The organism is Azospirillum rugosum (genome assembly GCF_017876155.1).
GTDB lineage: Bacteria > Pseudomonadota > Alphaproteobacteria > Azospirillales > Azospirillaceae > Azospirillum > Azospirillum rugosum.
The window spans coordinates 14,718-36,344 of record NZ_JAGINP010000030.1 but is presented as its reverse complement, the minus strand read 5'-3'; the positions used below and the strand labels follow the sequence as shown (position 1 = coordinate 36,344).

Annotated in this window: 19 protein-coding genes; 8 read left to right on the top strand and 11 right to left on the bottom strand. The window is 69.6% G+C overall.

Going from position 1 to position 21,627, the window contains the following annotated elements:
- Positions 1-160 precede the first annotated feature (160 nt).
- From J2851_RS30645 to J2851_RS30625, 5 genes are all read right to left on the bottom strand, one after another.
- Complete coding sequence (locus J2851_RS30645; protein WP_209771434.1) at positions 161-1,921, bottom strand: tetratricopeptide repeat protein; 1,761 nt, start codon at positions 1,919-1,921, stop codon at positions 161-163.
- 136 nt (positions 1,922-2,057) lie between these two features.
- Positions 2,058-3,059, bottom strand: coding sequence for a phosphotransferase family protein (locus tag J2851_RS30640; protein ID WP_209771431.1), 1,002 nt, complete (start codon positions 3,057-3,059; stop codon positions 2,058-2,060).
- 28 nt (positions 3,060-3,087) lie between these two features.
- A complete protein-coding gene (gene moaB, locus J2851_RS30635; RefSeq protein WP_209771429.1) occupies positions 3,088-3,624 on the bottom strand; it encodes a molybdenum cofactor biosynthesis protein B in 537 nt (178 codons plus the stop codon).
- The gene (locus J2851_RS30630) at positions 3,611-5,695 is read right to left on the bottom strand and encodes a lytic transglycosylase domain-containing protein (RefSeq protein ID WP_209771427.1); all 2,085 of its coding nucleotides are present in this window, start codon (positions 5,693-5,695) and stop codon (positions 3,611-3,613) included. Before J2851_RS30630 ends, moaB begins: the two co-directional genes overlap by 14 nt.
- 339 nt (positions 5,696-6,034) lie before the next feature.
- The gene (locus J2851_RS30625) at positions 6,035-6,901 is read right to left on the bottom strand and encodes a uracil-DNA glycosylase (RefSeq protein WP_209771425.1); all 867 of its coding nucleotides are present in this window, start codon (positions 6,899-6,901) and stop codon (positions 6,035-6,037) included.
- A 161-nt stretch (positions 6,902-7,062) separates the two neighbouring features.
- Between J2851_RS30625 and J2851_RS30620 the strand changes: the two genes are divergently transcribed.
- Together J2851_RS30620 and panD are read left to right on the top strand one after the other, a co-directional pair.
- Complete coding sequence (locus J2851_RS30620) at positions 7,063-8,712, top strand: electron transfer flavoprotein-ubiquinone oxidoreductase (protein ID WP_209771423.1); 1,650 nt, start codon at positions 7,063-7,065, stop codon at positions 8,710-8,712.
- 128 nt (positions 8,713-8,840) lie between these two features.
- Positions 8,841-9,275, top strand: a complete 435-nt coding sequence (gene panD, locus J2851_RS30615; protein WP_209771421.1) for an aspartate 1-decarboxylase — start codon at positions 8,841-8,843, stop codon at positions 9,273-9,275.
- 4 nt (positions 9,276-9,279) lie between these two features.
- Here panD and J2851_RS30610 read toward each other — a convergent pair whose 3' ends face one another.
- A complete protein-coding gene (locus J2851_RS30610) occupies positions 9,280-10,131 on the bottom strand; it encodes a cyclic nucleotide-binding domain-containing protein (RefSeq protein ID WP_209771419.1) in 852 nt (283 codons plus the stop codon).
- Between the two features lie 210 nt (positions 10,132-10,341).
- On the opposite strand from J2851_RS30610, the gene J2851_RS30605 reads away from it, so the two are divergent.
- Both J2851_RS30605 and J2851_RS30600 read left to right on the top strand, forming a co-directional pair.
- Complete coding sequence (locus tag J2851_RS30605; protein WP_209771418.1) at positions 10,342-10,575, top strand: hypothetical protein; 234 nt, start codon at positions 10,342-10,344, stop codon at positions 10,573-10,575.
- A gap of 83 nt (positions 10,576-10,658) precedes the next feature.
- Entirely contained in the window at positions 10,659-11,285 is a 627-nt protein-coding gene (locus J2851_RS30600; RefSeq protein WP_209771416.1) for a hypothetical protein, read from the top strand.
- Positions 11,286-11,301: 16 nt separating this feature from the next.
- Here J2851_RS30600 and J2851_RS30595 read toward each other — a convergent pair whose 3' ends face one another.
- The 4 genes from J2851_RS30595 to dacB form a co-directional block, all read right to left on the bottom strand.
- Complete coding sequence (locus J2851_RS30595; protein WP_209771414.1) at positions 11,302-12,297, bottom strand: endonuclease/exonuclease/phosphatase family protein; 996 nt, start codon at positions 12,295-12,297, stop codon at positions 11,302-11,304.
- Positions 12,297-13,139 (bottom strand): class I SAM-dependent methyltransferase, encoded by an 843-nt coding sequence (locus J2851_RS30590; protein ID WP_209771411.1) that lies wholly within the window; start codon positions 13,137-13,139, stop codon positions 12,297-12,299. Before J2851_RS30590 ends, J2851_RS30595 begins: the two co-directional genes overlap by 1 nt.
- 50 nt (positions 13,140-13,189) lie before the next feature.
- Positions 13,190-13,837: a chemotaxis protein gene (locus J2851_RS30585; protein ID WP_209771408.1), complete on the bottom strand. Its 648-nt coding sequence runs from the start codon at positions 13,835-13,837 to the stop codon at positions 13,190-13,192.
- A 116-nt stretch (positions 13,838-13,953) separates the two neighbouring features.
- The gene (gene dacB / locus J2851_RS30580) at positions 13,954-15,438 is read right to left on the bottom strand and encodes a D-alanyl-D-alanine carboxypeptidase/D-alanyl-D-alanine endopeptidase (RefSeq protein WP_209771405.1); all 1,485 of its coding nucleotides are present in this window, start codon (positions 15,436-15,438) and stop codon (positions 13,954-13,956) included.
- A gap of 179 nt (positions 15,439-15,617) precedes the next feature.
- Here dacB and J2851_RS30575 point away from each other — a divergent pair, with 179 nt between their 5' ends.
- Positions 15,618-17,486, top strand: coding sequence for an FHA domain-containing protein (locus J2851_RS30575; RefSeq protein ID WP_307420635.1), 1,869 nt, complete (start codon positions 15,618-15,620; stop codon positions 17,484-17,486).
- Here J2851_RS30575 and J2851_RS30570 read toward each other — a convergent pair.
- Positions 17,473-18,198, bottom strand: coding sequence for a 4'-phosphopantetheinyl transferase family protein (locus J2851_RS30570; RefSeq protein WP_209771401.1), 726 nt, complete (start codon positions 18,196-18,198; stop codon positions 17,473-17,475). The two genes, J2851_RS30575 and J2851_RS30570, sit on opposite strands and share 14 nt — an antisense overlap.
- A gap of 96 nt (positions 18,199-18,294) precedes the next feature.
- Between J2851_RS30570 and J2851_RS30565 the strand changes: the two genes are divergently transcribed.
- The 3 genes from J2851_RS30565 (at position 18,295) to J2851_RS30555 (ending at position 21,558) form a co-directional block, all read left to right on the top strand.
- Complete coding sequence (locus J2851_RS30565) at positions 18,295-19,275, top strand: phosphoribosylaminoimidazolesuccinocarboxamide synthase (protein ID WP_209771399.1); 981 nt, start codon at positions 18,295-18,297, stop codon at positions 19,273-19,275.
- Between the two features lie 15 nt (positions 19,276-19,290).
- Positions 19,291-20,238, top strand: a complete 948-nt coding sequence (locus J2851_RS30560; protein WP_209771397.1) for a D-2-hydroxyacid dehydrogenase family protein — start codon at positions 19,291-19,293, stop codon at positions 20,236-20,238.
- A 306-nt stretch (positions 20,239-20,544) separates the two neighbouring features.
- Positions 20,545-21,558: a hypothetical protein gene (locus J2851_RS30555; protein ID WP_209771395.1), complete on the top strand. Its 1,014-nt coding sequence runs from the start codon at positions 20,545-20,547 to the stop codon at positions 21,556-21,558.
- The last annotated feature ends 69 nt before the right edge of the window (positions 21,559-21,627 follow it).

Sequence of the window (21,627 nt, the reverse complement as noted above, 5' to 3'; positions counted from 1 at the left end):
AAAGCCGAAAAACCCCTCTCCCGCCTCGGGAGAGGGAGGGGCCCGCCGAAGGCGGGAGGGTGAGGGTGTTGCCAAGGATCATTGCGCTGATCCTCGCGCGACCCTCACCCGGCCGCTGCGCGGCCATCCTCTCCCGGGGCGGGAGAGGGATAACTCGCTCTCACTGCACCTTCGGATGAGCGGCCTGCGCGGCCTTGGGGTCGACGAGGCCCTGGTCGAGCTTGGCGCGGATCTGCTCCTTCAGCGGTTCCTCGTCGGCCGTGCGCAGCGCGCGGTTCCACTGGAAGCGCGCCTCGTTGCGCCGGCCGACGCGCCAGTAGGCGTCGCCGAGGTGGTCGTTGATGGTCGCGTCGGTCGGCTTCAGCTCCACCGCGCGCTCCAGCTTCTCCACCGCGCCCTCGAAGTCCCCGGTGCGGTAGAGGGCCCAGCCCAGGCTGTCCACGATGTAGCCGTCCTTCGGGCGCAGGGCCACCGCCCGCTCGATCATCCCCTTGGCTTCGTCGAGGTTGATGTTGCGGTCCACGTAGCTGTAGCCGAGGTAGTTCAGCAGGTAGGCTTCGTTCGGCTTCAGGGCCAGCGCGGCCATCAGGTCGCGCTCGGCGTCCGGCCAGCGGTCGATCTTGTCGTAGGACATGGCGCGGGCGTAGAGCACCGCCCAATGCCGTTCCTCCGGCTTGCCGATGCGGTCCAGCGCGCGGGTGTAGGTGGCTGCGGCCTCGTCGAAGCGCTTGGCGCTGCGGTACAGGTCGCCGAGCCGGATGGTCGCGTCCGTGCGTTCCGGCCGCTCCGCGGACAGTTGGTTCAGCAGCGCGATGGCGTCGTCGTTGCGGTCCATCCGCGCCAGCGCGTCGGCCGCGCGCAGGCGGGCCGACCAGCCGAGCACGGGGTCCTTGTCCAGCGACGAGTACTCGGCCAGCGCATCGGCGTGATGGTCGCGGCTTTCCATCACGTCGCCGATCATCAGGCGCGCCAGCGTCAAGTCGGGGCGCAGGTGCAGGGCGATCCGGCCGAACAGCAGGGCGGTCTCCTCCGCCCCTTCGTGATGGACGGCGCTGGCCATGTCGAACATGGCTTCGGCAAGGCCTTGGCGGGCGTCGCCCACCGTGGGAGCCGGCGCTGTGCCGCCGTCCAGCGCCTTCAGCGTCGGCTCGATCATCAGGCTGTCGGGATTGTCGGCGCGGAATGCCTCGTAGAGCTTGCGCGCGTCGTCCTTGCGGCCGGCGCGCTCATAGAAATTGCCGACGATCTGGACGACGCGCAGCGGCGCTTCCTTGTCCACCACCTTGGCGTAGCGCTCCGCAGCCTCGTCCTTGCGGCCGCCGAGGTCGAGGATCAGCCCGGCATGCAGGTCGTGCAGCGCGTTGAAGCCGCTGGCCTGGCCGAGCGGGCGCAGCGCCTGCAACGCCTCGTCGGTCTTGCCGCGTGCGGCGTCGAGCCAAGCGTCGAGCAGAGGGCCGATGTATTTCGCCATGCCCTCCTTGGGCATGCGGGCGGCCATCGCCTCCGCCTCGTTCAGCTTGTCGCGCGCCAGATTGTCGGCGGCTAGCAGCATGATGGCGAGCTGCGGATCGTTGTCCTTGTCGATCAGCCGCTTGGCCAGATCCAGCGCGGCGTCGATGCGCCCTTCGCCGAGCTTCAGCAGGTAGGTGCGGCGCAGGAGCGCGAGGTCGCCGGGGTCCGCCGACAGGGCATGCGCCATGAACAGCGCGGCGTTGCTCCAGTCGTCCTGGCGCTGGGCGTAGCGCCCGGCGAGGTAGCTGCCGGTCGCCGAGGTCAGCGACGGCCGGTCCACCGAGCCCGGTGCGGCCTCCGCGCCGGCGGCCGGCAGAACGCCCGCCGTGGAGAGGAGCAGGGCGGCCAGGGCCGCCCGCCCACCGCTGAAGGGACCGCCGCTGAAGGGCCTGCTTCGGAATGTCGTCATGCCGCGTTCACCTGCACGCCACCGGGTTTAAATGAAGGACAACTGTGTCCACGTCATCAAGCCATCATGACCCACGAACGGCCGGATGGCCTGGAGCAATCAACAAGAAACATTAACCTTGGGCAAGCCCGAGTCGCTACCGCCAATCACGGCTTACCCGTTCGACGGTGTCCGGACGAAGGACGTCGGTCGCGTGGGCGTCCATGTAGGCCGCCAGCGACTCCGGCATGTCCGGCGACAGCGCCGCCCCTTCGACCGCCCACCGCGCCATCCAGGACAAGGTGCGCAGCCAGGTCAGCCGGCGCAAGGGGCGCAGCCACGGCCGGACCGCTTCGGCGAGGGGTGCCGGCACCGCGGCCTGCCAAGCGCCGATGAAGTCCGCGACCTCCTCGGGCGTCAAGGCGGCGGCGACCTCCCGCTCCCATTTCGTCGAGGTGTAGAGGCTGGCGTGGGCGAGGTCGATGGCCGGGTGGCCGTACTGCGCCTTCTCCAGGTCGGTGAACCAGGCCTTGCCGGAACCGTCGATCAGGAAATTGCCGGGGTGCACGTCGCTGCCGACCAGCGTCAACGGCGGGGCCGTCGCCGGCCGGAAGGCGCGCGCCGCCTCCAACTCCGCATGGATGCGCGCCAGCGCTTCGGGCGCCAAGCCGGCGCGGTCGAACCAGGCGGCCTGCCGCTCCACCTGCGCCAAGGTCGCGGCGACGGGGTCGGCGGGCGCCGGCAGGGGCGGCCGGTCGGCCGGATCGGGCAGGGGCAAGGCGTGCAGGGCGGCCAGGGCGCGGGCGATCGCCGGCATGTCCTCCGGCAGGCGGGGCGAGCGGCCGACGATTTCGGTCACCAGCAGGGCGCCCATGGGGAGGGCAGATGTTGGGCTTGGGCCGGGCGGCAGCACGGCCGCCAGTTCCGGCGTGTGGCCGCTGGGCGCCGCGCGGCGGAAGGCGGTGGCCTGCTGCTCCAGGTTCGCCGCGGGGTCGAGGCCCATCTGGCTCCAGCGCGGCACGCGCGCGACCAGACCGCGGCCCTTCAGCCGAACATGGTCGTGCGCCACGCCCTTGCGCGGCATAAGTTCCAGCGCGTCGGGCGGGAGATCCGCGAAGCCTGGCAGGCGGGCGAGCGCCGTGTGCAGGGCGGTCAGCATGATTGGGCCCGGCGCGGCGCTTCCGCCGTCAGGCCTGATGCTCCCGCAGGCGCGGCATCAACTCGACGAGGTTGCAGGGGCGGTGGCGATTGTCGAGCTGCCACACCAGGATGTCGTCCCACGCGTCGCGGCAGGCGCTGGGCGAACCGGGCAGGGCGAAGATGTAGGTGCCGTTGGCCACGCCGCCGGTCGCCCGGCTCTGGATCGTCGAGGTGCCGACCTTGGCGTAGCTGAGATACCGGAACAGCTCGCCGAAGCCGGGGATCGGCTTCTCGTACAGGGCCTCCACCGCTTCCGGCGTGACGTCGCGGCCGGTGACGCCGGTGCCGCCGGTGGTCAGCACCACGTCGATCTCCGGGTCGGCGATCCAGGCCTGGACCTGGGCGCGGATGCTGGCGATGTCGTCCTTCACGATGGCGCGGGCGCCCAGCCGGTGGCCGGCGCCGGTCAGCCGCTCCACCAGGGCGTCGCCGGAGCGGTCGTCCTCCAGCGTGCGCGTGTCGGACACCGTCACGACGGCAATGTTGACGGACAGGAAGGGGCGGGATTCGTCAATCTTCGGCATGCTGGGCGACTTGGGCTGCTCGTGCGGTCGGGCGGACGTCCACTGCCATATAGAGTGGCCACTCCCCGGCCGCAACAGCGTCGAGCGACCCGATCTCCTGCCCAAGGCGCAAACGGTAGATCCAGAAGTTGGCGACGACCTTCTCCACATAGTTCCGCGTCTCGGCGTAAGGCAGGCTCTCGATGAAGAGAAGCGGGTCGGTGACCTCCGCCATGTCCCGGCGCCAGCGGGCGAGCGTGCCGGGCCCGGCGTTGTAGGCGGCGGCCAAAAGGAACAGGTTGTTGCCGATGTCCGGGCTGTTCAGCAGTTCCGCGAGGTAGCGCTGGCCCAGCTCCATGTTGGTGGCGGGGTCGAACAGGCCGGACCGGTTGGTGTCGGCCTCCCCGATGTCGGCGTTGCGCTCCTGCACGTGCTGGGCGGTGGCGGGCATGATCTGCATCAGCCCGGACGCCCCGGCGGAGCTGACCAGCTTCGGGTCGAAGCGCGATTCCTGGCGCATCACCGCGAACAGAAGCGCCCGGTCCACGGCGAAGCCGTCGCGCGGCTTCCAGTGCGGCATCGGGTAGAGCGCCGCCGTGTAGGGCGCGCCGTCCGGCCCCGTGACCGCGTTGCCGACCTGGAGCGCCAGGGCCGGCAGCCCCGCATGCTCGGCCAGGGCCACCAGCGCCTGCTCCGCCAGCGCATCGCCGCGCGGGTGGATGCGCCGCAGCTCCAGCTCCGCCAGGTCGCGCTGGCCGGCTTGCAGCAGGGCGATCGCGCGGAGGCCGCCGGGCTTGTCCGCCAGGGCCTTCAGATGCCGGCCGGTCAGTTCCGGGGTCTGCCAGTGCAGGTTCCCGATCCCGCCCAGCGTGCGGTGCGCCAGCAGGCCATAGAAGGTGTGGGGGAAACGCGCCGCCGCGGCGAGATGGGCGCGCGCCTCCTCGGCGCGGCCCTTGCGGGCGTGCGCGCGTGCCGCCCAATAATCGGCGGCCGTGGCCATCCAGGGGGACCGCGGTCGGGCGGCGGCCATGGCATCGAAATGCCGCGCGGCGCGGTCGTGCTGCTTCAGCCGCCACGCCGCGAGCCCGGCGATCCAATGCGCGTCCGTCACCACGTCGCCGGACCGCGCCGCGCTGGCGGAGGCCAGCGACAGGGCCTGCGTGACCTCCCCCGAATAATAGAGCGCCGCGGCGATCCGCGCCCGCGACCGGTCGTACTGCACGCTGTCCAGCTTGCGCCCGATGTCGTCCTGGCTCAGCAGGGCCAGCGCCGCGCCGGGCTTGCCGGCGCGCAGGAGATCCTGCACGCGGGCCACGGCGTTGCGGTCGTCGCGCGGGCGGTTCGTCGTGCGGCTGCGCGGGGCGACGGTGATCTTTTCCTTGTCCTTTTCCGCCACGGCGTCCGCGGACTCCGCCGGCGCATCGCCCGGGGCGTTCTCGTCGGCCGTGTTCTCGATGGCCGTGCTCTCGATGGCTCCATCCTCGACGGACGCCTCCTCCAGCGCGGGTTCCGGCGGGGGATCGGGGCGCAAGCCGCCCAGCCGTTCCAGCGAGCCGGTCAGCCGCTCCCCGTCGTTGCCGCGCGGCGGCTTCGGCGCGCGCTGGCCGGCCGGCTGGCGGCGCTGGGCGAGGCTGTGGACGCGCTCCGCCCCGGCAAGGTCGCCGTACTCGCGCATCCAGGCGGCCAGCTCCTCGTAGCTGGCCTTGCGGTCGGGGTGCAGGTAGCGGTGGCGCAGCACATAGCCCAGCAGCCGCTTGTCGCGGAGCTGGTTGATTTCCAAATCGGCCGCCTCCCACTCCGCGCGGTCCTGGAGCGCGAAGATGCGACGGTAGCGGTGCGCCTCCTCCTCCGACATCTGGACCGAGAGGGCATCCTCGTCGGTGGCCAGCATCAGGGGCTGGTCCGCGCGCTCGAAGCCCGGCGGGATCACGGGGCGTCCGTCCGGCGCGTGGATCACGAGGGCTGCCTGGGCCGAACGGAAACCGCCGGTCGGGTCGGGTGCCGCGCATAAAACGGCCACAGTTCCCAGCGCCCCCAGAAGGTTCCGCCGCAGCGCGATCGTCGTCGCTGCGATGCAAAAGTTCCGGAGCATGGAATCCGTGTAACCGCATACGCCGAGAATCGCAAGTAGATGATTCTCCAATGACGGACTAGCTGGTGCGTTCGTGATGTTTTTCAGGCACTTAATATGACCGGAAAAATGGCCCTAGCTCGGATGGAAGACCCGTTCGGCGCTAGGTCATGCGTCACATTGTCTGGTTCGGCGCAACCGCATAGCGGGATCTTCGATAACCTTTCCGATCGATCGGAGTATTTGGCTTTTACTGTGAAATTCAAAAGAGTCGAATATTCGGTGGTTGCGGCGAAAATAGATCGCATAAACGAAGTATTTTAAGCATTTGGGTGTGGCGAACGCCGCCCGCGCCGGGCGCTACGCCCCGAAGCGCTGCGCCAGCGTCAGAAGGTCGCGCCACGCCTCGCGCTTGGCGATGGGGTTGCGCAGCAGGTAGGCGGGGTGAAGCATCGGGATGACCGGCACCGGGCCGGGCAGGCCGGGGGACGCGTAGTCGAACCATTGGCCGCGCAGCCGGGTGATGCCTTCCGCCCGGTTCAGCAGCGTTTTGGCCGAGGTTCCGCCCAGCGGCACCAGCACCTTGGGCGCGATCAGCTCCACATGCCGTTCCAGGAAGGGCAGGCAGGCGGCGATCTCCGCCTGGGTGGGGGACCGGTTGCCGGGCGGGCGCCAGGGCAGGATGTTGCTGATGTAGACCTTGCCGCGGTCCAGCCCGACCTGCGCCAGCATGCGGTCCAGCAGCTTGCCGCTGACCCCGACGAAGGGCTTGCCCTGCCGGTCCTCGTCCTCGCCCGGCGCCTCGCCGATCAGCATGATGGAGGCCTGCGGGTTGCCGTCGGCGAACACCGTGTTCATCGCCGTCGCCTTCAGCGGGCAGCCGTCGAAGTCGCGAAGCGCCGCTTCCAACTCCGCCAGGGTCCGCGCTTCCTTGGCGCGGGCCCGCGCGCTCGCCCCCGCCTCGCTGGCGCCCAGCGGTTGGGTCGGCGCCGGAGTCGCGGCGTAGGAGGCACGCGCCGCGGCGGCCGGACGTGCGGACCCCGGCATCGCACCGCCCGCCATCCCGCCGCCGGGCATCGGACCACCGGGTGTGGGGGCCGGAGCGCGCGCAACGAGCGGGCGGGCGGTGAAGCTCGCCCAGTCCACCGGTTCGTCGCCGATGGCTTCGTCGCAGCCGATGTCCACGTGCCAGCGCAGCGCAGCAAGGATGTCGCATTGGTCAATCATCGTTTGACCTTAGCACGGCTCCTGTGGTCTTTCATGCCCCCGATATCCTTTTTGGCGGGTGCGAAATGGCGCCCCCCGCCCCGGACGGCAACCGGACCCAGCGGACCCAAGCGGACACTGGGCCCCCGGCGGCGGCAACGACAACGCGGAGGTTAGGGGATATGGATCGCGACCCGCGCGAGGTGATGGAGTACGACGTCCTCGTCGTCGGAGCCGGCCCGTCGGGCCTGAGCGCGGCCATCCGCCTGAAACAGCTGGCCAATGAGGCCGGGCAGGAGCTGTCGGTCTGCGTCATCGAGAAGGGCTCGGAGGTCGGCGCCCACCTGCTGTCGGGCGCGGTGTTCGAGCCGCACGCGCTCGACGAGCTGATCCCGGACTGGAAGGAGAAGGGGGCGCCGCTCACCACGCCGGCCCGCGAGGACCGCTTCCTCTTCCTCACCCCGACCAAGGCGCTGAAGTCGCCCTTCACCCCGCCGCAGATGCACAATCACGGCAACTACATCATCAGCCTGGGCAACCTCGCCCGCTGGATGGCCGCCCAGGCCGAGGAGCTCGGCGTGGAGATCTACCCGGGCTTCGCCGCGGCCGAGGTGCTCTACGACGAGGACGGCGCGGTCAAGGGCGTCGCCACCGGCGACATGGGCATCGGCAAGGACGGCGAGCGCACCGGCAACTACACGCCGGGCATGGAACTGCACGCCAAGCAGACCATCTTCGCCGAGGGCTGCCGCGGCTCGCTCACCAAGACGCTGTTCGACAAGTTCGACCTGCGCGACGGCGTCGACCCGCAGACCTACGGCATCGGCATCAAGGAGCTGTGGGAGGTCGACCCCGCCAAGTCGCAGCCCGGCCTGATCGTCCACACCATCGGCTGGCCGATGGACCCCAAGACCTACGGCGGCAGCTGGCTCTACCACATGGAGGGCAACCTGGTGTCGGTCGGCTTCGTGGTCGGGCTCGACTACGAGAACCCGCACCTCTCGCCGTTCGAGGAGTTCCAGCGCTACAAGACGCACCCGGCCATCCGCCCGACCTTCGAGGGCGGCCGGCGCATCGCCTACGGCGCCCGCGCGCTGAGCGAGGGCGGCTTGCAGTCGATCCCCAAGCTCACCTTCCCCGGCGGGCTGATCGTCGGCGACGCCGCCGGCTTCCTGAACGTGCCGAAGATCAAGGGCAACCACACCGCCATGAAGTCGGGCATGCTGGCGGCCGAGGCGATCTTCGAGCACCTGACCGGCGGCACCAACGGGCGTGAAGTGACGGCCTACCCGGAGGCGCTGAAGGCGTCCTGGGTGTGGAAGGAGCTTCATGAGGTCCGCAACATCCGCCCGGGCTTCCAAAAGGGGCTGTGGGCCGGGCTGGCCAACGCGGCCTACGAGACGGCGACCCGGGGGAAGTCGCCCTGGACGCTCCACCACAAGCACGGCGACCACGCGACGCTGAAGAAGGCCAGCGAGGCGCCGAAGATCGCCTACCCGAAGCCGGATGGCGTGGTGTCGTTCGACCGGCTGTCGTCGGTGTACCTGTCGAACACCAACCACGAGGAAAACCAGCCGGCGCACCTGACGCTTCGGGACGCGGAGACGCCGATCCGGGTGAACTTGGCGCTGTACGACGCGCCGGAGACGCGCTACTGCCCGGCGGGCGTGTACGAGATCGTGCGCAATGAGGACGGGACGAACCCGCGCCTGCAGATCAACGCGCAGAACTGCGTGCACTGCAAGACCTGCGACATCAAGGACCCCACCCAGAACATCAACTGGGTCGTCCCGGAAGGCGGCGGCGGCCCGAACTACCCCGGCGGCATGTAAAATTCCGTAGGTTGGGTGGAGCGTCAGCGAAACCCAACACACGTCGCCACGCCAGCGGTGTTGGGTTGCGCCTGCGGCTCCACCCAACCTACGGGGCCATGGGCCGGGCTGCCGACCGGAGAGGGCTGATGATCAAAGTCGTTCGCGCCAAGCTTCACTGCATCCGCGTCACCGACGCGAACCTGAACTATCAGGGATCGATCACGCTCGACCCCGAGCAGTGCGAGGCGGTCGGCATCTATCCGCTGGAGTTCGTGGACATCTGGAACAAGAACTCCGGCGCGCGGATTAGCACCTATGTGATCTATGGCGAGCGCGGGTCGCGCTGCTGCGTGCTGAACGGGTCGGCGGCGCGGACCTGCCAGCCGGGGGACGAGGTGATCATCGCCGCCTCCCTCTACTGCCAGCCGGCGGAGATCGCCACGCTGAAGCCGCGGGTCCTGACCTTTCTGCCGGACAACCGGATCGACAAGACCCTGGTCTACGACGTCACCGCACTCAGCGGCGACCGCTTCGACTTCGCCATCCGCGAGGACGCCTTCCTGGCGCCGGAACCGGCCTGACGAATCAGCCCGTCACGTCGATTCGGAAGACGAAGGGCGACTTGACGCCGCCGGCCACCACGCAGTTCTCGCCGAGGTGCAGGATCTGCGTGTCCTTGGCGAAAATGCCGCCCAGGAACTGCCCGTTGACGGTGGTGCCCAGCTCGCTGCCTAGGTCGCGGACGACCAAGCCCAGCCGGTCGTCGCGGTCGATCGCGAAATGCGGGTCGGACAGGCGGTGCGGCTCGGCGTCCGGCACGCGCAGCAGGCCCGGCGTGGCGGCGGGCGGATCGTTCCAGCGCTTGGTGCGAGCGACTCGGAACGGCAATTGGTCGATCCACAGCGTCCGACCGCCGAACAACCGCTCGCAGCGCAGCCCGATTCGCGTCGAGGCGGTCGAGGAGCGCTGGTAGAGTTGGATGCCCCGCTCCAGGACGACGCCCGCCGGTACCATGGGGACCAGCGCACCGCCGGTCAGCGGTTCCGCGACGGGGTTGGCGGCCGGGACCGGCGCGGGTGTCTCCTGAAGGCCGTGCAGGCGGACGACCTCTTCGCTCAGGGTGCGCAGCTTTTCGCTCAGCCGGAACAGCAGGGCGTGGGCGGTCTCCGGCTCCGCGGCGATGCGTTCCAGGAAGGCGTCCGCCGGGATCAACTCCACCGTCACCTCCGTCAGGGCGCGGACGGTGGCGCTGCGCGGCTTGCGCTCGATCACGCCCATCTCGCCGACGAAGTCGCCGGGGCCGAGGTCACCCAGCCGCACCGCCTCCCCGTCATGGTCCTTTTCCACGGCCACGCGCCCGTCCAGGACGCGGGCGACGAAGTCGCCGGGATCGCCCTCGCGGAACAGCACGTCGCCCTTGCGGTAGAGAAGTCTCATCACCCCGTCCGCCCGATGGCGCCAAATCCCGACTGTGGCGCGTGAATGCTTGCCAAACCCTTGCGTCGGCGGAGCGTTCGGCGCGCCGATCCGGGACGCGACAACTTGCCCGCGCCAAACCCAGCCACCTTGAGCGAGGCCGGCTTGAAGAATCGGCAAAAATTGCCTACTCTATCGAGGTAGTGGTGCTGCCAGCGAGGAGTGCGAGCCATGGGCGTCAGCGGCATAGGGGGCTATCAGCAGCCTTACGTCACACCGTTAAGCAGCGGACCGTCGGCGGCCCAGAAGACCGACGACGCCGGTTCCACCGCGCAAACGGCGGCGGCCGAGGAAAACCGTCGGCGCCAGGACCAGCAGACCCAACAGTTGCAAGCCCAGCAGGCGCAAAGCGGCGGCGGATACACGACGCCGACCCGTGGGCAGAACCTGAACATCACGGCCTGAGCGAGCGCCATCCGGTCGCGCGCCCGGTCACGGGCGGCCTCGCGATTGGGAGCCAGCCGCCGTAGCGGAGAGGCGGGGCAGCGATGGTGATTGGCAGCCTGTCCAGCATCGCAGCGACGCGTGCAGCGCCAAGCGGCGGCGCGGCGGCGCCATCGCCCGTCGGAACGCCGGCGGCCGAAAGTGCGCCGGCCCCGTCGTCCGCCGCACCCCCAGCCACATCCTCGGCCGCTCCCACGACACCGGGGCGGGTCACTGGCGGCTACATCAGCCCTTATCTGCGTTACGACCAGATGGCGCATGTCGCGGTGCTGTTCTTCCGCGACACGGACACGGGCGAGACCAAGGACCAGATCCCGGCCGAACGGATCGTCGAGGAATACCGGCGCAACTCGCTTCGCCTGAACGGCGGAACGGACACCGCGGCGGCACGGAAGGCCGAGGAGGACGGGAAAGACGCGCAGGCCAGGGCGGACCGCTCCTCCACCGCCGGTACGGGACAAGAAGTACGGTCGGCCTCGGGACTTTCCGCCGGGTTTTCCGACTCGGGAAGCGCAGCCGGCCTTCCGGCGAGCCGTTCGGCCCCGGCACCGACGAGCGGCTCTTCGGCAGCCGCCACGCAAGCCGGTTCAAGTGGTGCGGCCGGTGTTGTTCCGGCGCCGTCCGGCCCGACCCGCGGCGCACCCGGCGGGCTGGTGTCGGTGACGGTGTAACGGCGGGTTCGGTCAGTTACTCCGGCATTTCGAAATGGGCGACGAGGGGAGCGTGATAGCTCTCCGGCGAATGGCTGACCGTGGCATGGGCGATCAGTTCGTCGCCGAGTGCCTCGTTGTGGATCTCCGCGCGACGGAACCAGCCGAGCAGCGCGCGCGACACCAGGAGGTGGTCGAGCATCACGGCTTCCCCGCCGTGCAGGACGGAGAAGCGCCGCTCCTCCGGCACGGAGCGTTCCAGCGGCACCAGCGACCGGCCGGCCAGATGGCCGTTGCCGGTCTCGTCCAGGTCGGCGCGGATGATGCGGACCGGGGTCTGCTCCAACTCCGCGTTCAGGTCCCCGGCGACCACGACCAGCGCCTGCGGGTCGGCGTCGAACAGCCGGTCCACCGCCAGCCGCGTCTCCAGCGCCTGTCCGGCCCGCTTCAGGGAGGCGAGGTAGAACCCCTCCGCCCAGCCGCCGACGCTTTTCCAGGTGGAGGCGTTCTTCTTCTGCCCCGGCACCGGGGCGGCGATGGGTGCGCGCAGATGCAGGTCGAAGACGTGCAGGCGGCGTCCGCCGGGCAGGTCGACCTCGGCGTGCAGCACGGGACGATCCCAGACGACCGGCTCCGGCGCGGCGGGTGCGGGATCGGCCGTCACCATGCGGACCTGCGGGGCCGGCACGAGGTCGTGACGGTACAGCCGCGCCCCCGCGATGGGCCAGCGGCTGAGCAGCACCAGGTTGTGGCGGTCGGCCAGCTTGTGCCCGTCTCCCTTGTTCCCTGCGCCCCCCGTGGTGACGTGATAGCCGGCGTAGGGCGTTCCCTCCAGCAGGCGGTTCAGGGCGCGGAGCGTGCGCGGTTCCCCCTTCGCCACCCGCTGGGCGTTGACCTCCTGAAGGCAGAGGATGTCAGCCCGGAGCCGCTCCAACTGCGGACGCAGGACGGCGACCCGCTCCTCGAAGGGCGGCTCGCCCGTGTCGTCCAGGCTTTCCAGGTTGAAGGTGGCGATGCGGAACTCTCGGCTCATCAATGTCCCCTGGAACGTTCTCCGGGGCCGTCCCCGTGCTCCGCCGCCGTGGAGCGCGGGCGCGCCAGGAACAGGTGGTTGCGGTTGATGCGCCGGCGCCGGCGCCGGTGCGCGCTCAACACATCCGCCGAGGCGACGAGCGTCGCCTCCAACCCGGCTTCGAACATGCGCTGCGGCGTGTCGGTTCCGTAGATGCGGTAATGGTAGGGGTGCCCATAGGCGGCCAGGCGCTTGGCCGGCGTGTCCACGGCCGGGTCCTCCCGCGTGATCCCCTTGGGATCGAAGGGGAACAGAAGCACCGCGATGCCCGAAGGCTTCAACACCCGCGCGATCTCGCTGAGCGCCGCGCGGTCGTCGGGCACATGCTCCAGCACATGGCTCGACAGCACGAGGTCGAAGCGACCGTCGGGGAAGGGCAGGTCGGTCAGGTCGGCCCGAACGTCCGCCTTGGGGTTGAAGCGGTCCAGCGTCACGTAGCGACGGCCGTGCCGGGCGCGCAGGGCGGGTTCCAGGCAGGGTTCGGGCGCGGTGTGCAGGATGCTCAGCCGGCGGCGCAGGAGGGGGGTGCGCTCCGCCAGGAAGGTCCACAGGAAGCGGTGCCGCTCCAGCGACCCGCAATCCGGGCAGCGCGCGTTGGGCCGCCCGCCCAGCCCGAAGGGCAGGAAGCGCGTGGCGCTGCGCCCGCAGACGGGGCAGAGCAGGGCGCCGCGGGCCGGCGTCAGGCGCCCGCGGCCCTGTTCGAAGCGCGGCCGTTCGTACAGCGCCTCGCGGCGGTAGACGGCGGCCTCGTCGAGCCCCTGTTCCTCGATCTCGGGCAGCAGGCGGGAAAGGCCGTGGAGCATGCGGTCGGAACACCCTTCGTGGAAACAGGCCCGCTTCGGAACAGCACGCCTCAGAACAGCTCGATATCGCCCTCGATCTCGGTCGTGCGCAACCGTTCCATGAAGGAGGCTTCGGACCGCGCGATGTCGCGCACCGTCTCCTCCCCGATCAGGCGGCGCTGCGTCCGTCCGCTGGTCGGGAAGAAGCGCACCGCGCGGGGCGCGGTGCCGCCGACGTCCCAGCTGATGGTCGGGATGCCCTCGGTCGCCAGATACTCCATCACGAACTCGACGTTCCGCTGGCCGATGTTGGCGCTGCGGCCGCTGGCGGCGTTGACGCTGGCCCCGCCGAAGATCTTGGCGCGCAGCCGGTCGCGCCGGCCGGTGACCGACAACAGGCGGTTGATCAGCTGCTCCATCGCGGCGCTGCCATAGCGGGACGCGATGGACAACCGGTCGTTGCCCTGTTCCGGCAGCAGGAAATGGTTCATGCCGCCGATCGCGGCGACGGGGTCGAACAGGCAGGCGGCGACGCAGGAGCCGAGCGTGGTCGTGATGATCACGTTCGGATCGTCGCTGACCACGCAGCCGCCGACCACGATGTTGACCATCTCCGCCCCAAGCCGCCGGTCGTGGTAGCGGTTGGCCGCGATGTCCCGATGCTCCACCGGAGCCCCGGCGCGCCGCCGGGCTTGGCTGGTCGGCCCTGTCGGTGTCATCGGCATGGCATTCCCCAGTCGCGCGTCCCAGTGACGCAGTCCAATGGCGGAGACTCCTCTAATGTACAGCGCCGCTCCCGCTTGGCAACCGCGGCGGTGGGCGGCGGCGCGCTATTTCACAATTGCGCAATCCACAGCGCCAGCAGATCCGCCTGGAGCGTCCGGGCACGGGCCAGCCACGCGCGGGCTTCCGGCGGGATCTCGGCGACGCGGCGGTCCATGGCGGCGTCCATGGCGCGGCGCAGCCCCTCGTCCGTCACGAAGAAGGCGAAGCCGAGCCGGCGCCCGCCGGCCGTGGTCAGCGTGCCGGCCAGCGCCTTGGCGTAGGCCAGCGTGCCGGATTTGGCGTGGACCCCGCGGGGCAGGACCTTGCCCTCGTCCTCGCCGGGCAACAGGTCCCAGACCTCCGGCCCGGCCGCGCGCAGCACCGCCGCCATCTGCGCGGGCGTCACCCGGGACGCGGTGGTGAGGCCGGAGTGGTTGAGCAGGCGCCAGCCCGTCCAGTCGGTCCTGGGCAGGGCTGCCATGGGCAGGGCCGACAGCACGGCCGCCGACTGGGCCAGGGTCGCCACCCGTGGATCAAGCCGCCGGGCGGCGGCCAGCCCGATCAGCTCCGCCGACAGGTTGTTGGAATAGCGCAGCACCTGACGGGCCAGCACGCCCAACGGCTCGCTCCGGTGCAGGGCGGCCAGCGTGGCCGATGGCGGCGCCGTTCCCGGCACCGGGGCGGGAAGAGCGACCCCGGTGTCGGCGGCGACGCGGCGGAAGACGTGGGCGGCGGCCAACCCGGGATGGGTGACGGGCAGCCAAACGCTGGACGCGGCTCCCGGCCGCGGGGCGAGGCGCCAGCGCTCGCCCTCCCTGGCGGAAACCCCCTTGGTGGAGACGGGCGTGACGGTCAGCGCTTCGCCCGCGGCGATCTCCACGGCGACGCTGTCAAGCGGCACGCGCCCCGCGTCGGACACCGACCAGGCGGACGCCTGCACGGGCTGCCCCGCGCGGGCCGTCCAGGACAGCTGGAAGCGGTTGAAATTGACCGACAGCGCCCCGACCCCGGTGTTGTAGCCGGCCGTCCAGGGCTGGCCGGAATCGATCTCCGGCAGTTCCGGCAGGGCGGAGGCGTCGAACAGGAAGCGGCCGGCGATCCGCGCGATGCCCATGGCGCGCAGCTCCGCCGCCAGCTCCATCAGCCCTTCTGTGGCGAGGGACGGGTCGCCGCCGCCCTTCAGGACCAGATCGCCGTCCAGCACACCGTCGCGCAGCGTGCCGGTGACGTGCAGGCTGGTCTCGAACCGGTGCTCCGGCCCGAGGATCGCCAGGGCGGCGGCCATGGCCGGGAGTTTGGCGACGGAGGCCGGGGCGAACGGCCGGTCCGCCTGCCGCGCGGCAACCGGGGCGCCGCTGTCCAGGTCGAACAGGACATAGCCGACGTCCTCCGCCCGGAAGTTGGAGCGGGCGATGGCCTCGCGGTCGTCCGGCCCCACGTTGGCGGGACTGGCGATGGCAGGACCGGAGACGGCTTGGGCATGGATGGCCGCCGGGGCGGAAGCCGCCACCAGGCAGACCAGCAGGACCCTCAGGGACACGATCGGGAAGCGCATGGTCCGGCAGTCTAACGCAAAGGGCCCGGCGTCGCCGGTAGCATTCGGAGGTTTCGCCGGGGTGGAACGGATCGATTCTTGCTGCGAAAAAGGCGAAGCTCCCCTACCATAACGTGGCCAAAGGGTCCCCGCGCGAACAGAGTAGAGGCACGCGGCCAATGATGTCACGGCGTCGGGACGTGAAATTCGAAGTGGTCGTCGAACAGGGCGGCAAGCCCAACATCGACGGAGTCTTCGAGGATGAAGCGGCGGCGCGGGAGCGGGCCGGCTATTTGCTGCGCCTTGCGAAATTTCCGGTTGTCCGGGTCATGAAGACCAATGGGGCGGGAAAGGAAGAGGTCATCTTCCAGAAAGCCTCTTCGGGCGGCGCCAAGACCACGACCATTTCGCACATCGACGAAGCCGACCTTTCCGCCGCCGAACTCTGCACCGACGTCCTTCAGGTCTTTTCCTTCGGCAGCCGGAAGGTGCTGCTGCGGTTGCTGCGCGGCTATTGGGACGAGCAGGCGGTCATTCCGGCGGAGCAGCTCCACCGCTACTACCCGCTGCGCTACTTCGAGCGCGAGGCGCTGCTGTTCAACCCGGCGATCATGCGGCTGGCCACGCTCCAGGCGCCGCTTCTGGGGATCAAGCCCTTCGACCGGCACGACCAGATCCTCCGCCTGTTCGCGGCGCTGAAGGAGCTGGCGCAGGGCTCCGACGCGCTGGCTCCCTTCGACCAGGCGCTGGCGCGCGGCGGCGTGGCGGGGCTGCTGGCGGCAACGCTCGACCGCGCGCCGGAGGAGCGCGACCGCCTGGTCACCCACGCCTTCGGCGCCGTGCTGGAGCCGTGCCGCGACTGGCCGTCCAAGGTCACCGCGATCCTGCGCTTCCATGAGGAGGGCGACGCGGAAAACGGCGGCGTCATCGACCAGTTCCTGGCGGAGACGGTGGACGGGCGGGAGCCGGTGCGCGCCCTGATCGGCTACGCGCCCGACCTCGGGACCGCGTTGCAGAGCCTGCTGGCGGTGGTCCACGGCGACCTGGACGACCGGCTGCCCATGACGGACGAGTTGCTGGCCCTGTCGAACGCGCTGGGCGGCGGCGGCTTTCTGGAAACGCGGGGGGCGCTTCTGCGGCGGGTCCAGGGCGGGTTGGGCGGGCTGACGCCGCTGACCCGAACCTCCGATTCCGCGGAGGGCAAGGCCTTCCAGGCGATCCTGGACCGGCTGGCCGGTTTCGACGGCTATCTGGGCGGTCCGGCGATGGCGGAATCGCTCACCCGCCGCGCCAAGATGGTCTGGGGTGCCGGCGGGCAGGACGCGGCCTTCGACGCGACGGTGCAGCGGCTGGCCGGGCGCCTGCCCATGCCGGCGCAGCGCATCGGCTTCCTGCTCGACCTCGCGACCAGCCCCTTCGGCCGGCACAAGGCCAGCGTGCTGATCCGGCAGGTGGCGGGCGAGTTCGAGCGGGTGTCCTCCGCCCGCGAACTGGCCGCCCCCGGCGTCAGCGTGGACGAGGTGCGCGCCGGCCTCGGCCGCCGGCTGCGCGCCGCCGGCATTCCGCGCGCACTGGCCGAAGGGCTGATCGCCAAGATCGCCTCCATCCCGGACGGACAGCGCTCGCTCAGCACGCCGCTGCTCGGCGCGCCGGTGCCAGCCGCGGCCCCATTCTCGGCGCCGCCGGTGGCGCACTCCGCGGAGCAGACCGTCGACGTGCGGGCGCCGCGGGCGGTTCCGGCGCGGCTGGTCCTGTCCTTCCGCGGGCAGACCCACCGGATTCCGGACGATGGGCCGCAGCTGGTCATTGGGCGGTCGTCGCAATGCGGGATCGTCCTGGACGTTCCGTCGGCCTCGCGCCAGCACGCTTCGCTGTTCCAGCAGGACGGCGTCTTCATGCTGGAGGATCTCAGCCGCAACGGCACGCAGGTCCTGGTGCCGGGCGCCGAACCGCAGGTGCTGGCGCAAGGCGACACGATCCCGCTCGGCCCGCGCGGGGAGATCGTCATCGGCACGCCCGAGCTGGGGGAGGAGCCCGCCCGCATCGCCTGGGAAGTCACGCGGGGCTGAGCGCCTCGGCGACCGGCCGCAGCAGCGGGCGCCAGCCGCCGGCGCGCACGGCCAGCGCCGCCACCCGGTCCGTGGCGGGTTGCAGGTCGAACAGCGCCCAGTCCTCCGCCTCGCCTTCGCCCAGGGACGGGTCGATCCACAGCAGCCGGGACGGGCGTCCGGGGGTCAGCTCCACCGCGAAGCGGTCCAGCGGCATGGACAGGCCGGCGCCGGTCGCCTTGATGACCGCCTCCTTGCGGGTCCAGCCGTTCAGGAAGGCCCGCGGGCGCAACGGCTCCGGCACCGCCCGGAAGGCTGCGTGCTCAGCCGGGGCGAAGAAGCGCTCGGCGATCCCGTCGGCGTCGGGGACGGTGCGCAGCCGCTCGACGTCCACGCCGAGCGGCAGGGTGGGCGTCGCGCCGGGCGGGGCGATGGCCACCAGCACGTCGTCCTTGCAGTCGGCGAGGTTGAAGGCCGGCCCGTCCGCCAGGAAGGGCTTGCCCTGCGGCCCGTAGGCGAAGGACAGGCTGGCAGGATTCCGCCCCGTCGCCCGGCCGAGCAGGTGGCGCAGCAGCCCGCGCCGCAGCACACAGCGCTCGCGCAGCGGTTCGGTCCGGAATCGGGCCGCGCGCTCCGCCTCGTCGGGGGAGAGCAGGGCGCGAAAGGCCTCCAGACGGCCCGACAGGGCGCCGAGATCGGCATACCAGACCTCTATCGCCCCACCCGTCACCATGCGCAGCCCTCATCCGCCGAAAGCGGGATCATAACCGCGCTGGCCCTGTGCGGCGATTGCGCTATCATGCGGCTCCCTTTTGCCGGATTTGGAACCATGGTCGACACCGCCCAGCTTGCCCCGCACCTGTCGAACGTCCTGCGCGACGCCGCCATCCCCGAACTGCCCAACCATTACCGGGGCAAGGTGCGCGAGAACTACGACCTGCCGGACGGGCGGCGCGTGATCATCGCAACGGACCGGCTGTCGGCCTTCGACATCATCCTGACGGCCATCCCCTTCAAGGGGCAGGTGCTGACCCAGATCGCCCGCCACTGGTTCGAGGCGACCAAGGACCTCTGCCCCAACCACGTCATCGAATACCCGGATCCCAACGTGGTGGTCGCCAAGCGGCTGACCATCATGCCGGTGGAGATCGTGGTCCGCGACTATTTGGCCGGCACCACCGGCACCTCGCTGTGGACCATGTACAAGAAGGGCCGGCGCGAGATGTACGGCCACGTCTTCCCGGACGGCCTGCGCGAGAACCAGAAGCTGCCGCAGACCATCATCACCCCGACCACCAAGGCCTTCGACGCCGGCCACGACGAGGAGCTGACCGCCGCCCAGATCGTGGAGCGCGGGCTGCTGACCCAGGCGCAGTGGGACGAGGTGACCGCCAAGGCGCTGGCGCTGTTCGCCCGCGGGCGGGAGATGGCGGCGGCGCGCGGCCTGATCCTGGTGGACACCAAGTACGAGTTCGGCTTCGACGAGGCCGGCAACATCATCCTGGCCGACGAGATCCACACGCCGGACAGCAGCCGCTACTGGTTCGCCGCCAGCTACCCGGAGCGCTACGAGGCCGGGCAACGGCCGGAGAGCTTCGACAAGGACTTCGTGCGCAGCTGGGTCACCCAGCGCTGCGACCCCTACAAGGACCCGATCCCGGAGATCCCCGCCGAGGTCGTGCTGGAGGCCGCGCGCATCTACATCGAGGCCTATGAGACCATCACCGGCCAGACCTTCGAGGTCCCCGCCGCGGTGACCCCGGTCGTCGAGCGCATCCGCGCCAATCTGGCGCCGTACGTTCCGAACTGATCGCCCGAAACGACCATGAAGATCGCCATCCTCGACGATTACCAGAACGTCGCCCGCGACCTGGCGGAGTGGCACCAGCTGCCGAACGGCAGCGCGCTGACCGTCTTCGACCGCCCGATCCCGGCGGACGAGGTCGCGGCGGCGCTGGAGCCCTACGACGTGCTGGTGATCATGCGGGAACGCACGCCCTTCCCAGCGTCCCTGATCGACCGGCTGCCGAACCTGCGCCTGCTGGTCACCACCGGCCAGCGCAACAACGCGATCGATCTGGCGGCCTGTCAGGCGCGGGGCATCCCCGTCTGCGGGACGCGCATGGTCGGCACCCCGACGGCGGAGCTGACCTGGGGCCTGATCCTGGCCCTGGTGAAGCGCATCCCGGCGGAGGAGCGGGCTCTGCGCGAGGGGCGCTGGCAGACCGGCCTGACGCAGGGGCTGGCGGGCAAGCGGCTGGGCTTGGTCGGCCTCGGCAAGCTCGGCACCCAGGTGGCGGCGGTCGGCCGGGCCTTCGGCATGGAGGTCGCGGCCTGGAGCCCCAACCTGACCGACGAGCGCGCCGCCGCCGCGGGCGCCGCCCGCCTGGACAAGCGGGAGCTGTTCGCCACGTCCGACATCGTCAGCGTCCATCTGGTGCTGAGCGACCGCACCCGCGGCGTCGTGGGGGCGGAGGAGTTCGCGGCGATGAAGCCGACGGCCCTGTTCGTCAACACCTCCCGCGCCGGTCTGGTGGACGAGACGGCGCTGCTGGCGGCGCTTCACGAGCACTGCATCGCCGGGGCGGGCATCGACGTCTACCCGGTGGAGCCGCTGCCGGCCGGCAGCCCCTGGCTGGACGCCCCCAACACGGTGCTGACCCCGCACCTCGGCTACGTCACCCGCGAGAACTGCGAGGTCTTCTACCGCGACGCGCTGGAGGACATCCTGGCCTGGCGCGCGGGGAACCCGGTGCGGGTGCTGGGCGCTTGAAAGCGCTCCCGCGCAAACGTCTATCCGGCTTTGAGTGCCCTCCGCCTGCCTTGCCCGGCCGTGTGGGGGGAAGCGGGCCGTCTCATGTCTTTCCCTGCCCGGCGCCACGGGTTTCCGGTCTCCAGCGCTGCGCAAATGGGGACGCTTTAGAGTGTGGCGGAGCAAATCCGTAGGTGTATGCCAAATGTGCTGCTTGGTACCAAGGCTAGAAAACGTTAAAAGGAAAGCATCCTAATACGCGTGTTCTTGCGTGTGGCAGGTTTTCGGCGCGCAAGACCGCATGCAGCATATGAAAGGCAAGGAAAGATGTCCGCACGCTCGGTTCGGAAGTTCTTTGCAAAATTTGGAAAGTCTCTGCTGATTTGTGCGGTCATTCTTGCCGGTGTGGTGGGGATTTGGGATCTTTTGGTGAACAGCAGCCCCCTTGGTGCCATGGATCAGGCTGCGTCGAGCTATTTCCATCAATCTCAAGAAAAGGCCGCCGTCGCCTTCGTGGCGGCGCGATCTTTAAACGCGGCCTTATCGGTCTTGAAGTCATTTGAGCTGAATTTGGTGTTCGTTGGGGTCAATCCACTTCAAATAGTTGAACCTATCGATGATCTGTCCAAAGACTTCTCGCAGGTCATGGTTTATGCCATATCAGCTCTTTTCGTTCAGGATCTGGCTCACAAGATCTCGATGGATTTCGCGCTGAAGATTGGCGTTCCGATGCTGGGGGCGATATGGCTTTTGACCGTCTGGACCCCAGCATCAATGATTGGGGCGCGGCAAAGGCTTTCGACGTTGAGCCGTTCCTTGTTGATGCTCATCGTCTTTTTCCGGTTCCTGGTGCCTTTCACCGGTTGGCTGGGCAGTGAAATCAGCGAGAAATTCCTAAGCCGGGACCTTGAAGCCTCTCTTCAGTCAGTCCAGATCGCGAATGAATCCCTGGACAGCCAAGCAAAATATTCGTGTGTCTCTGATATGAACTGTGGAAGTGCAATCTCCCCAGACAGCGCGCAAGAAGACGGGGGCCTCATGGAGTGGTTCCAGAAGACCGCCAGCACCGTGAAAGATGGGGTGAAATCCGCCGTTCCTGATTCCGTGCGCAACGTTCCGGATGTTGCCAAAATCAAGAGCATGATCAGTGACACCGCCGACCATGTGGTCAACATCATCAAAATCTTTATCGTTCAAACGACCATCATTCCGATTGGGTTGGCGGCCGTGTTCTATATGTGCGTGCGAAGCCTGGTTGGACGAAATCGGATGAGCGCTGAGCTTGAGGCAATGTCAAAAGAGTTGCGCGTGATCAAGAATTCCATAGCGTCGGGGCGATGACCGTCAAGAAAGGAGGGTTGCCGACGGGCATCCTGTCCGGAATCCGGCAGGCTCGGACGCTGCCCGCGG